This window comes from Caballeronia sp. AZ7_KS35, from assembly GCF_023631045.1.
Taxonomy (GTDB): Bacteria; Pseudomonadota; Gammaproteobacteria; order Burkholderiales; family Burkholderiaceae; genus Caballeronia; species Caballeronia zhejiangensis.
Genome location: NZ_JALQDV010000004.1, coordinates 51808 through 64004, shown reverse-complemented (window position 1 = coordinate 64004; position 12197 = coordinate 51808). Strand labels below are relative to the sequence as shown.

Sequence of the window (12197 nt, the reverse complement as noted above, 5' to 3'; positions counted from 1 at the left end):
AAACCGCATGAATTTCCGTACCGTGGATTTTTTTTTGAAAGGCGATTCTGAGGGCGCGTTCGAAACGATCAACGTGAACGAGAACGTCCCGCCCGCTGCATTTCCGACAATCTTTTGGTGATGAGCGCCGCTTTCGTACGCATTGCCTTGACGATGCGTGGTAGCTCAGGCTCCGCGAGCCGTTCGGACATTGCCGCGATCGCGACGACCGCGATCGTCTGTCCATCGTCATCGAATACGGGGATCGCGAGCGCGCGGGTGCCCTGCAGTACGCCCTCTTCGGAATACGCATAACCGTTGCGACGCGCCGCTTCGACGCGCGCTCGAACGACGTCCATCGACGGACCACCAGGAGGCAGGCGCGTCGCGTTCATCTTGCAGATGTGCTCGGCCTCCTCCGGTGGCAGTGTGGCGAGCAACATGACGCCCGCGATACTCACGCCGAGCGGGCGACGCGTGCCGACGTCGATCGCCAATACCTTGATCGGATATGACCCTGTCTTGCGCTCGATTGCGACCGAGTCCCAACCCGCACGGATGGTGAGGAACGTCGTGTCGCCGAGTTCGTTGGCCAGTGCCGTGAGATAGGGCTCCGCGGCCGTACGTACTGGAAAGTGCGCCGGGCGGCTGAGCCCAAGCAGACTGATCTCGGGCCCGACTCGATAGCGCCGGGTGGCGCGGTCCTGCTCGCCCACACCCTCGGCGATAAGGGTCTGCAGAATCCGATGGACCGTCGGATGACTTAGCCCGGAATAGGTGACGATATCGGTGAGCCTGACGCCGTGTTCCCCGCCCAGCGCCAAAATGCGCAGCACATGGAACGCGCGGCCAATCACGCGCACGCTGGAGGATTCCTCGTTGGCGTCGTTTCCGCCCGCGGGTTTCTTGTTGTCTGGCATCGGTCGCGGTGGTCGTTTCAAGTTGAAGTTCTCCGTTGATGATGACGGCTGCGTGATCGCTACAAAGGCCGACATTGCACCTCCGCGGCCGTCTGCATGCGGCAGGATATGCTTGGATTTTCCGCCAGATGGACATTTCGCGCATCGAGCCATTCGAGATGGCGAGTCGTGGCGGTCGGAGACGATGGGAAGACCAGATAATCAGTTTGTCGTCGCGAAGTCGAGATCGACGAGAACGACAGATCACTGTCTTCTTTCCTGGGATGAGCATGGACCTTCCAACGAACACTTTTAAGCGCGGCCTTTCTGAGGGCATTCCACAGTTCGGTCTCTGGGCCGCGTTCGCGGACGCTTACGTCACGGAGGCCGTGGCGTCCACCGGCTTCGACTGGCTCCTGATCGACAACGAGCATGCCCCGAACGATCTACGAAGTTCTCTCGCTCAGTTACAGGCGATGGCGCCCTACCACTCGCATCCGGTAGTACGCCCGGTTCGAAGCGATACTGCGCTCATCAAACAACTACTGGACATCGGCGCGCAGACGCTGTTGTTGCCGATGATTGATACTCCGGAGCAGGCGCTCGGAGCCGTTGCGGCAACGCGCTATCCGCCTCAGGGCGTCCGTGGGGTCGGTGCGGCGCTGGCCAGGGCTTCGCGCTGGAATCGCATTCCCGGCTACCTTGACAAAGCCACCGACGGAATTTGCGTGCTGGTTCAGGTCGAAACGACGCTCGGGTTGCGCAATCTCGCGGCCATCGCGGAGGTTGACGGCGTCGACGGGGTGTTTTTCGGACCTGCGGATTTGAGCGCGTCGATGGGCTTGCTCGGCAAGGGCGGCGCAGAACCCGTTCGCGAGGCGATTCGAAACGGTATCGCCGTGGTCCGCAAGGCCGGAAAGGCTGCAGGCGTTCTGGCTCCGGACGAACCCTATGCGCGCGAGTATCTAGCCGCTGGCGCGACCTTTGTTGCGATCGGGACGGACGTTAGTCTGCTGACGGGCGCTGCGACCAAACTGCTGGCGACGTACAAGGATCCGTCCAGGCAATCGGTAACCCGCGAGAAAGGCGGCTATTGAATTGACTGGTGGTCGTTTCTGCCGCGGTTCGTGAGCAAGGAAATCGTGGAGGACCATTCCATCCGGGGACTCCTCAGGTTGCCTGCGGGTGATTTGGCCGGACGGCTATGTCCCGCCCAAGCCAACAACTACCCCGTAATTCGCGTCGCCGCGCCCGGGCGATCAGGCCGTCTCCGTCACGAACTTCCCAGTGCGGCACACATGCAGTAACGATCGTTTCGCCGATTAAGAATGCCACCCGGCTGAATCGTGATCAATGGGCGTGCGGTGGACTTTTGCCGATAACTCGGATACCTAACGAAAATGCGCAAAATTCATTTATGTCAATTAGCAGCGACAGGTAACGCTTAAGGACGCTCTCGAAAACGCAGAAGAAACGCAATTTCCATTATGCGTTTCGCGCAAGTGTCACTAAAACGAGACGCGCAGCTCGAAGCCTGACTAGTCGACGCGGGGCGCAGAGGTTGGACACCGCGCGACCGGTCTTCGCCGCCAGGTCGTCGAGCGAGCCCGGGTCTGTCTCAGCGATCGTCGCGAGCAATGCCCAGTTGCTTTCGGACAGCACCTTGGCCAGTGTTTCGAGCGACTGAAACCAGACTCTTTCGGCCCATTGGGCGCGGGCTTTTAGTGGCCTTTCGCGATGGCGATGGTCCGGGCCTTGTATTCCTCGCGCGAGGCGATACCAACTTTCAGGATCTTGGCGGCTGCAGTCTATTAGTTACTCCTTTCCTGCAAGATCGTTTCAACTTCCGCCCAGAAATCCATGGCGCCATACTTCGCGCATTCGCGTTGGTAGTGCGATGCGGTTCGAAGAGCACAAATATTTTTGATTCGAGACCCAGTCAACAGTCTCCGCATCATGCAGCGACTTCCACATCACGAGGTTCTCGGTAGTTCGCAAACTTCGAAGTTTGGCCGATTCCGGGGTTCAGGCAGTTGCATGGGTCGAGGTCTCGATAGAATTGAGCGAGACCCTCTTCGGCCTGATATAGGTGTCCGACGTTGTGCTCCGCTGGATACTTGGCTCCTCGTTCATCGCAGACAGCCAAAAGCTCATGTTCGATAGCAACGCAATCCAAGCCCTTTCTAACGATGTAGTCTTGATGGAAGACGTGACATAAAAAATGCCCGTAGTAGAGTTTGAGTACAAACTTGTTATCAATGCTCTCAGGCAGGCTTTCAAGCCAGTCCCTATCGTTTCGCCGCAGTGCGATGTCCAATGCGACGATGTCTTCAACTTCTCGTCGGTGCACCGCGCGATATCGAACCGCGGCGCTCGCCGCCACAAAGCGGTGCAAGAATGCCTTGCCAGCCTCGGCAGTCGTGCATTCGAAGAAGTCCGCATCAGTCTTTCCGGATGACAATGCCAGAAAATCACGCACCTCCTCCACCGAAGATGCCGAAACCTTGACCATCAAGTGATGCTCGAAGCGAGCTCGAAAGTCCTGCATGCGCTGCGGCAAATGATTCGGCATCAAGCGGCTTAGCCACTGCAGCAAGCGGTCCGACGCGCCTTCCCCCGCAAAGCCGATTCGAGCGACGGCCGAGTCGAACCAGTTTTTCGCAGCGAACAGAGTGGGCAAGTTGTGCGTCCCGAGTCGTTCGATAGCAACAAACATATCTTTCCCATACGTCGCTGCCATGTCGTACGCATCGCGGTGAAGATATTCCCCAGCAATTGGAATGGTCGAACAATCGGCAAGAAGGTGTCGACGTACGTTCGTGAGATGGTCCTTGTCATTCGTGCCGATGTAGAACGTCGTCGTTGCCTTCTCCGCGGGAAAGGTATCGAGGCGCACGGCGAATACCATTAACTTTCCTGCGGAGCCGGCGGCTTCATACAATCGGAGCGGGTCAGCGTTGTATCGCGCTGGAGTCTGTGCATCTACGTCTCGGACGTGTTCGGAATAGTCATGGTCCGATGCAGCGGCGCCGGAACGGTAGACATCTTTTTCGCCGAAATTGCCCGCCTCGAGGCGAGAAAGGATCTCATCAGGCGTATGCCCAAGCTCAATTCCTAGATGGTTAATGAGCTGAACATGCCCATTTGCGTCGACCCGAGCGTATAGAGCGAGCTCGGTGTACGCGGGTCCTCGACGGACGAGCGAGCCTCCCGAGTTGTTGCAAATCCCGCCAATGACTGACGCCCCGATGCAAGACGAACCGATGACAGAATGCGGTTCTCGGCCCAGCGGCTTCAGAGTGCGCTCCAGCTGGTCTAAGGTCGTCCCCGCCAGGCAGACAACCTGCTCGCCACCGAGGATAAGATGCAACTTTCGGATGCGAGTCGTGTTGATGACTACCACTTCTCGACCGTAATCGTCGCCATTCGGAGTTGAACCGCCGGTGAGTCCGGTGTTCGACGCCTGTGTAATGACGACCGCGTTCTGTTGCACACATGCCGTGAAAGCGCGCCACATCTCCGTCAGAGAGCCCGGCCGTACCACGGCAAGCGCCGAACCTTCACCAAAGCGAAAGCCACTGGTAAATCGGCGGGTGGCGCGCTTATCGGTCAAAACATGGCGTTCCCCGACAATCGAGCGAAGCGAATGCAAGAGGTCGGAGGCCCCTCGACCCGTCGAGATGGAAAGTACGTCTGCCATATCAGCTCCGGTCTTGCGCAGTTGGGACAGTCGAATCGTCGCTGGCCGTCGTCTCAAACTGCACCGGGTCATGCGGGGAGACTGCGCAGAGGAGTTCAAAACGCTCCGCGCAACTTAGTTCGTGATATTTGAGGTCGCCAACTGGAGTTCCGTTCCAGAAGACCTCTTTACCGTTAAACCGCAACACTTGACTTCTCCTGAAGGCTCCAACCTAAACAGCGTAGTTCGAGTCGATACCGCTGTGCTCGCTCTCGGTACTCTTGGGCATTGCGAACAATGAACTCGGCATCGTCATTGGTAAGCGTCCGTAGTGCTTTCGCGGGGCTGCCGAGAATCAGGGTCGACTCCGGAAACGCTTTGCCCTGAGGTACAAGCGAACACGCCCCAACGAGGCACCGCGTTCCGATGATTGCGCCGTTTAAAACGACCGCCTGAATCCCAATGAGGCTCGCTGCACCGATTTCGCAGCCATGCAGCATTGCCATATGCCCTACCGAGACGGAGTCTCCAATCACGACGGGAAAGCCGGGATCAGCGTGGATTACCGCGCCATCTTGAATATTCGCGTTAGGGCCGATCACGATTTTTTCGTTATCGCCGCGGATGATGACTCCTGGCCAAACAGACGCTCCTTCAGCGATTTCTACGTCCCCAATCACAATTGCGTGACGGGAGACATAGGCATCGGGATGAATCGTCGGACAGAGTTGGCCGATGCTATAAGCCGCCACTACGCACCCACCGCGCTTGCGATTTTTCCGGAGGCACCTTCAGCTTCGGCAGACAGAAGAGCGCGCACATCCTTTTTTGTGATTTTTCCGTAGGCCGATTTGGGAAGGGCATCCCAGTAGACAATGCGTCGAGGCCATTTGTACTTCGCCAAGCGACCGTCGAGGTGTTCCAGCAGTTCTTCGTCCGAGACAGCGGCGTCGCCCCGACGAACGATGACGGCAACGCCCACTTCGCCCCATTTGTCATCAGGCATGCCGAGCACAGCAACTTCTTGCACACTCGGATGCATCAACAGCGCTTCTTCGACTTCGCGCGGATAGACGTTGGAGCCACCGGAGATGTACATGTCCGAAGAGCGCCCGGTCACATACAGGAAGCCATCACGGTCAAGGTGACCGAGGTCACCGGTATGAAACCAGTCGTCTTTGAATGCTTTCTTGTTAGCGTCCGGGTTGTTGTCGTATCCCATAAACACTGCCGGCCCGCGAACGCAGATTTCGCCGGTCTCGAACGGCTCAAGGCGCTTTCCGCTTTCGTCGAGAATCGCAATTTCCATCCCAGTGCGAGGAAAGCCGCAGGTGCCAACGCGTGCGTCAGCGGCCGAGTCATCCTCGCGGTGCATATCCGGCGGAAGCACAGTGATGTTTCCCGTCACTTCGCCCAAACCGTAATACTGAACAAGCACGCGGCCCAGTTTCTTGAGGGCACGTTGCTGGTCCGCGCGGTACATCGGTGCACCTGCGTAGATGACGAATTTCAGCGAACTGTGGTCGTAGCGGTCGACCGACTCGTGCTCGGTGAGAATCTTAACGATGGTCGGAACAGTGAACATGTTGTCCACCTTGTATTTCTCGACCACAGACCAAGCCTCTTCAGGGTCCAGCCGCTCTGAGCCCAAAAGGACGCTCGCGGCACCTCGAGCCGTATTCACAATCGCGTGAATGCCCGCGCCGTGCGACAACGGGGCGACGACGAGGGAGCGGGACCGATAGTTGATACCAGGCATCAGGTCGGCAAGGTGATTCGTGACTACAAAGGCCATTTGGCCGTGAGTGAGCGTGCCTGCCTTCGGAAAGCCCGTCGTACCGGATGTGTAGAAGAACCAAAGCGGGTCGTCACGGTCGACTTCTTCCGCGTCGAAAGACCAAGGGCAGTCCGTCTTCAACAAATCGTCGTACGCGAGCTCTCCATTACGAGGCTTGCCGAGCGCAACGACGGTTTCGAGGGCGTTCGACGCTTCTCGAACGGCATCGACGTACCGCTCGAATCCAGCGTCATACAGCATGACTCGGGCACCGCTGGACTTGGCCAAGTAGGCTGCCTCGGGCGGAGCAATCCGGTAGTTCGTCGGCACCCATACAGCGCCGAGCTTGAACGCAACATAGGCGCTCTCAAACAGCGGCAGGTTGTTGCGGGAGTGAATAAGAATCTTGTCGCCTTTGCGCACACCCTGCGCGCGGAGCGCCGTGCAGACCGCGTCGACGCGGTGATTGATTTGGGCCCAGGTGTGCGTTTGTGACGGGGTGATGAAGCCGGGTTCTTCCGGGTGGCGACGAGCAACCTGCGCCAGGAGGTTGCCAAGGTTCATAACTTTCGTAAGCATGTTCGATTGCCTCTTCCCGGACTCAGGCCCGACGTTCGAGGATGGAAAGATAGTTGGTGACTGCAGCGCCGCCCATGTTGAACACTGCGCCCACCGTCGCATTCGAGATTTGCATGTCGCCCGCGTCTTGTGCGAGTTGCATCGCAGCCATCACGTGCTGCGACACGCCCGTTGCACCTACCGGGTGCCCTTTTGACTTGAGGCCACCAGACGGATTGACGGGTAGGCGTCCCTGCTTGGTCGTCACACCGTCGAGGATGACTCGAGCGCCTTTACCCTGCTCCGCGAGCCCCATGGCTTCGTACTCGAGCAGCTCTGCGATCGTGAAGCAGTCGTGGGTTTCGACAAATGAAAGGTCGTCCAATGACATTCCGGCCTGCGCCAACCCTGTCTTCCAAATCTTCTCGGCACCCGCAAAGTGTGTGACGTCTCGCTTCGAAAGAGGCAGGTAGTCGCTGATTTGCGTGGTGGTTCGGAACGTGATTGCACGCGGCGCATCGCGAGCCGCATCATCCACTGCGATAAGAAGTGCAGCGGCGCCGTCCGATACCAGCGAGCAGTCGGTGCGCTTGAGCGGGCCGGCGACGAACGGATTCTTTTCCGACGGGTTGCGACAGAAATCGAAACTGAAGTCCCGGCGCATGTGGGCATACGGATTGGCCAGCCCGTTCTGATGGTTCTTCACCGCGATGGCGGCGAGAGCATCCGACTGGTCGCCGTAGCGCAAAAAGTACTCTTCGGCAATCTTGCCGAACAGACCCGCGAATCCGCCCGGAACACCTAACTCCTCCCGAGCGTACGAGCACTTGAGGAGAACGTCGCCAACTTCCTTCGTGGGCAACCCGGTCATCTTTTCGACGCCAACGACCAAAGCGTAACGAGAGCGGCCCGCTTTGATTGCGTCCAAGGCGGAGTAAATTGCCGCAGAACCTGTCGCACACGCGTTCTCGCACCTTACAGTCGAAGCAAAGCGCAATTCTGGAATGGAATTGAAGACGAGTGCCGACGGGAAGTCTTGGTAGACAAAGCCTGCGTTGAAAGTGCCTATATGAACCGAGTCGACCTGCGATGCGTCGACGCCAGCGTGTGCGAGCGCCTTGGCAGCGACGTCTGCTATCATCTCCTCGGGTTCGAGCGCGTCGAGCTTGCCGAACTGTAGATGGCTCCAGCCGATGATTGATGGTTCCATTTTTTGATTCTCCTTTGTTTCTGTAGATACGTTAGTTCCGTGCCGCAAGCCCGGACCGTCATAGGTCCCGGGCGCTTAAAGTACGTGGTCGAGCGAATCCCCTCGGCGCACTGGCAGCTTCATGCGCTTCACGCTCGACGCTCTCGCCTCACTTGAGGAAGCCGATGGAGAACCAGGGGACGAAAGCAATGATGACGACGCCCACAAAGAGTGCTACTGCATAGCGCGACATGGGGCCTACACCGTCACTCGGATTAACCTTGCCGACTGCGCAAGCCGAGTAGTAGCCGACACCGAACGGCGGCATAAACAGGCCGATGCCCATCGAGAGGATGACCACCATCGCGTAGTGGACCTCGTGCACACCGACTGTCTGCGCCACAGGAAAGAGCAGCGGGCCAAACAGCACGATTGCAGGAATGCCTTCGAGTACGCTACCGAGCACGATGAAGCCGATGATGGACGCTGCAAGGAAACTCCACTTGCCCCCAGGCAACGCCTGTGCCGCTTGTGCAAGGGCATCGGAGAAACCCGACTGGGTCAATGCCCATGCCATCCCAGTAGCGGCTCCGATGATGAGGAGGATGGCGCCTGACAAAGAAGCTGCGTCGACGAGCATCGGAACAATTTGCTTCCATTTGAACTGTCGGTAGATGAGCAGCCCAGCAAGCACCGAATAAGCGATACCAATCGTGGACACTTCAGTCGCGGTCGCGATGCCCTCCACCACAGCGAAACGAATCAGGAAAGGCAAGAAAATGGCGGGCAATGCGACGATGAAGGTGCGAACAATCGTCTTGGAGTCGGCCTTTGCGACCGCCGCATTGACGGCGTTGCGATTTCGGTACCAAACCATTCCACACAACAGAATGCCAACAACAATGGCAGGTACGATGCCGCCCGTGAACAATGCCGTGATAGACACGCCAGTAACAGAGCCAATCGTGATGAGCACAAGGCTCGGTGGAATAGTCTCCGTCTGGGCACCTGACGCAGAGAGCAAAGCCACAAGCTCCCCGGGTTTGCAGCCCTGTTTGCGCATTTCGGGAAACAGAGCGGGTGCGATAGCGGCCATGTCTGCAGCCTTTGAGCCCGAGATTCCCGACACGAGATACATGGCCCCAATCAGGACATAGGAAAGTCCGCCGCGAGTGTGTCCGAGCAGCGCTACGAGGAACGCGACCAGGCGTTGCGCCATGCCGGTCATTTCGATAAGCAAGCCGAGAAACACGAAGAGCGGAACGGACAGTAAAATCAGATGCGACATCCCTTCTGCCATCCGCCCCACGAGAATGTCGCTCGGTGTGGAGGTGGTCAGCGTGAGATAAGCGAGCGTCGATATGCCAAACGAGAATGCGATGGGCACGCCGGCCAGAACAGCACCGCCCATCAACAGCACAAAGAACACGAGGAGGTTGAGAGAGCCCAAGTCTGCGAGGTTGGTCCTCGCGAGAAACAGCACGCCGCCAATCGCGATGCAGACGAGCAACGCCTTGAAGGCAGTCGACGGCTTGACAGTGGTGGCAAGTCGCACCACGGCGGTCACTGCCATTAGCGCAGCACCCACCGGCAGCGCGGCAGTGCGCCACAACATGGAAACTCCGGTCGCCGGCAACGTCATGATTGCATCGTTCTCCGCCGAGTCGTACGCCGGGACGATGATGAGCAGCAGAAACGCCAAGGCAGCAATGACCGCAATTGCTTCGAAGAGCGCTGCGGTATTCGGCTTCATCCGGTTCACGAGAGATGACATTCGCATGTGCTCGCCGCGACGAAGTGCAACCACAGCGCCAAACATTGCCAACCACAAGAACAACAGTGAAGCGAGCTCATCTGACCAGGTCAAAGGACTGTGAAGGGCATATCGAGCAACGATGCCCGACATGAGCAAGACAACCTCAGTCAACACCAAGAACGCCGCGATAGCCTCGACGCTGCGCCCAATCAGCTTGTCAATGGAAGTCAGCATTTGCACCGCACCGCGCTTCGTCTGCATGGAAGGCGTCTCGGCCGTCGCCGATATTTGTTGCGAGACTCGCATGAAAATTCCCCTTATGCGCTGTCACGAAATACCCAAACCGTTGGTCAAGGATGAGAAGCTGCGACTTTGCCCACGTCAGGCAAGCTGAGCTTAGAATCCTGGTCCCAAGGCAGCGTCAACCTAGCTTTCCGGCGTAGGTTTCGAGGTGAGTCCATGCCTCAGAGCCGAACTTGCTCTTCCATTCGGCGTAGAAGCCAGCGTCGGCGAGTTTTTTGCGGAAAGGCGCCGGGTCAGGTTTGTTGAACTTCAACCCCTTCTGTTGCAGGTCCTGCGCCAGCGAGACCGCGAGCTTCTCACTGTCCGCGCGCTGCGCGTCGGCGGCGGCATCAAGGTTCTTCGCGACGATATCTCTCAGGTTCGTAGGCAGGTTCTGCCAAGTCCGACTGTTTGCCAGCATCCAGTAACCGTCCCAGACGTGAGAGGTCTGCGAGCAAGTCTTTTGAACTTCATACAGCTTGGCAGTTGCTACAATCGGCAGCGGATTTTCTTGCGCATCCACGATTCGGGTTTGCAAGGAGGAATAAAGCTCGTTGAAATTGATAGGTGTGGGGGCCGCCCCGAGAGACTTGAATAAGGAAAGCAACAGCGGGCTCACCGGCACCCGAATACGCATGTTCGCGAGTTGGCTCGGATTGTCGATCGGCGAATTCGACGTGATTTGGCGAAATCCGTTGTCCCAGACCTTATCCATCACAACAAGCCCGGAGGCTTTGATCTTGTCGCGGATGAAGCCGCCCAGTGACCCATCCATCGCTTTCCACACAGTAGGGTAATCGGGGAAAGCGAATCCGACGCTATTGAGTGACGCCATGGGTACGAGGTTCGCAAGTACAACGCCAGGCAGCGTCAGCAAATCGATGCCGCCGCTGCGAACCTGGCTGAGCATCTCGGTGTCCCCACCGAGTTGCCCATTCGGGAACACCCGGATTTCCACCTTGCCGCTTGTCTCCACCTTAATCTTCTCCGATGCCTCTTTAAGTCGGATGTAGATAGGATGCGTGACCGGAACATTAGTGCCCACCTTATACGTGTACGTGGGAGTGTCCGCGAAGACAGACGAGCCAGCGAAGCCAACCAAACCCAGCGATGCGCCAGCCTTGATGAGAGTACGGCGAGTGGAATCCATGGAAAAGTCTCCAAATATGTTTTTATGGGGGGTGTTTCTCTTAGGCGCAGCGAGCAGTCAGTCCGCCGTCGACCACCAAACTGGTCCCGGTGATGTACTTCGCTTCGTCAGACGCGAGAAAGAGCGCGGCATAGGCCGTGTCCCAACCGTCACCCATCTTTCCGGTCGGAACTTGCTTGTCGCGCTTATCAATCATCTCGGACGCGTTACCGCCGTACGTCTCCTTAAGCGGCTCTTGAATCAGCGGAGTGTTCATGAAGCCCGGGAGAACACAGTTGGCACGAACTCCTTGCGGTGCGTACTGGACCGCCATGTTCTGTGTCATCGCGACCATGGCTGCCTTTGCCGCGCTATACGCCAGATACGGGAAACCGATCCAACGCGTGGCAGCAATCGATGCGATATTCACAATGGAACCCGCGCCCTTTGAAAGCATGTGCGGAATCACGTACTTACACGTCAGAAACACGCTCGACTGATTGACGGCAATGACGCGATTCCATGACTCTTCGTCGGTCTCCACCGGGCCACCCACCTCTACGATACCGACGTTGTTGTGCAGCACGTCGATACGACCAAAATACTTCATACATGTTGCCGCCATCTCCTGCACATCCTTGGAGTCAGCAACGTTTGCACGCGCGGCGACACACTGGCCACCCTCAGCCTTGATCAGTTCCGCGGTCTCAAGCGCCGCGTCGATCCGGTAATCGACAGCCAGAACGCTTGCGCCTTCACGGGCATACAGAGCAGCAGCGGCTTTACCGTTCCCCCAACCAGGTCCCGAAGATCCCGCCCCGGTCACAATCACCACTTTTCCCTTCATCCGTTCTGACATGCCGTCACCTTCTCCACGTTGCGACGGTCCACGACATGGACCGCCGAGATAGCACTTGCCAATTTGTATTACTAATCATTAACCCTTGGG

General features: G+C 57.8%; 10 protein-coding genes. 1 reads left to right on the top strand and 9 read right to left on the bottom strand.

The features are described 5' to 3' along the window. Window positions 1-68: 68 nt before the first annotated feature. A complete protein-coding gene (locus tag NCT05_RS08635; RefSeq protein ID WP_250502095.1) occupies window positions 69-974 on the bottom strand; it encodes an IclR family transcriptional regulator in 906 nt (301 codons plus the stop codon). 194 nt (window positions 975-1168) lie between these two features. Between NCT05_RS08635 and NCT05_RS08630 the strand changes: the two genes are divergently transcribed. Further along, window positions 1169-1975 carry an aldolase/citrate lyase family protein gene (locus tag NCT05_RS08630; RefSeq protein ID WP_250502094.1) on the top strand — a complete coding sequence of 269 codons (807 nt, stop codon included), beginning with the start codon at window positions 1169-1171 and terminating at the stop codon, window positions 1973-1975. 388 nt (window positions 1976-2363) lie between these two features. On the opposite strand, the gene NCT05_RS37190 is transcribed toward NCT05_RS08630, so the two are convergent. The 8 genes from NCT05_RS37190 to NCT05_RS08595 form a co-directional block, all read right to left on the bottom strand. Beyond that, on the bottom strand, window positions 2364-2540 hold the full coding sequence (locus NCT05_RS37190; protein WP_502801779.1) for an HVO_A0114 family putative DNA-binding protein: 177 nt from the start codon (window positions 2538-2540) through the stop codon (window positions 2364-2366). Between the two features lie 292 nt (window positions 2541-2832). Continuing rightward, window positions 2833-4578, bottom strand: coding sequence for a D-lactate dehydrogenase (gene dld / locus NCT05_RS08625; protein ID WP_250502093.1), 1746 nt, complete (start codon window positions 4576-4578; stop codon window positions 2833-2835). A 173-nt stretch (window positions 4579-4751) separates the two neighbouring features. Next, entirely contained in the window at window positions 4752-5309 is a 558-nt protein-coding gene (locus tag NCT05_RS08620; protein WP_250502092.1) for a gamma carbonic anhydrase family protein, read from the bottom strand. Next, complete coding sequence (locus NCT05_RS08615; RefSeq protein WP_284507499.1) at window positions 5309-6913, bottom strand: acyl-CoA synthetase; 1605 nt, start codon at window positions 6911-6913, stop codon at window positions 5309-5311. The genes NCT05_RS08620 and NCT05_RS08615 overlap by 1 nt, the downstream gene beginning before the upstream one ends. Window positions 6914-6935: 22 nt before the next feature. Next, entirely contained in the window at window positions 6936-8102 is a 1167-nt protein-coding gene (locus tag NCT05_RS08610; RefSeq protein ID WP_250502090.1) for an acetyl-CoA acetyltransferase, read from the bottom strand. Between the two features lie 148 nt (window positions 8103-8250). Beyond that, a complete protein-coding gene (locus NCT05_RS08605; RefSeq protein ID WP_250502089.1) occupies window positions 8251-10098 on the bottom strand; it encodes a TRAP transporter large permease in 1848 nt (615 codons plus the stop codon). A gap of 160 nt (window positions 10099-10258) precedes the next feature. Further along, on the bottom strand, window positions 10259-11269 hold the full coding sequence (locus NCT05_RS08600; RefSeq protein WP_250502088.1) for a TRAP transporter substrate-binding protein: 1011 nt from the start codon (window positions 11267-11269) through the stop codon (window positions 10259-10261). A 40-nt stretch (window positions 11270-11309) separates the two neighbouring features. Continuing rightward, a complete protein-coding gene (locus NCT05_RS08595) occupies window positions 11310-12107 on the bottom strand; it encodes an SDR family NAD(P)-dependent oxidoreductase (RefSeq protein ID WP_250502087.1) in 798 nt (265 codons plus the stop codon). Between the last annotated feature and the right edge of the window lie 90 nt (window positions 12108-12197).

Coding starts and splice junctions, on each gene's coding strand:
- NCT05_RS08635 (WP_250502095.1), bottom strand. CDS start 974: ATGTCGGCCTTTGTAGCGATCACGCAGCCGTCATCATCAACGGAGAAC.
- NCT05_RS08630 (WP_250502094.1), top strand. CDS start 1,169: ATGGACCTTCCAACGAACACTTTTAAGCGCGGCCTTTCTGAGGGCATT.
- dld (WP_250502093.1), bottom strand. CDS start 4,578: ATGGCAGACGTACTTTCCATCTCGACGGGTCGAGGGGCCTCCGACCTC.
- NCT05_RS08615 (WP_284507499.1), bottom strand. CDS start 6,913: ATGCTTACGAAAGTTATGAACCTTGGCAACCTCCTGGCGCAGGTTGCT.
- NCT05_RS08610 (WP_250502090.1), bottom strand. CDS start 8,102: ATGGAACCATCAATCATCGGCTGGAGCCATCTACAGTTCGGCAAGCTC.
- NCT05_RS08605 (WP_250502089.1), bottom strand. CDS start 10,098: ATGCAGACGAAGCGCGGTGCGGTGCAAATGCTGACTTCCATTGACAAG.
- NCT05_RS08600 (WP_250502088.1), bottom strand. CDS start 11,269: ATGGATTCCACTCGCCGTACTCTCATCAAGGCTGGCGCATCGCTGGGT.
- NCT05_RS08595 (WP_250502087.1), bottom strand. CDS start 12,107: ATGTCAGAACGGATGAAGGGAAAAGTGGTGATTGTGACCGGGGCGGGA.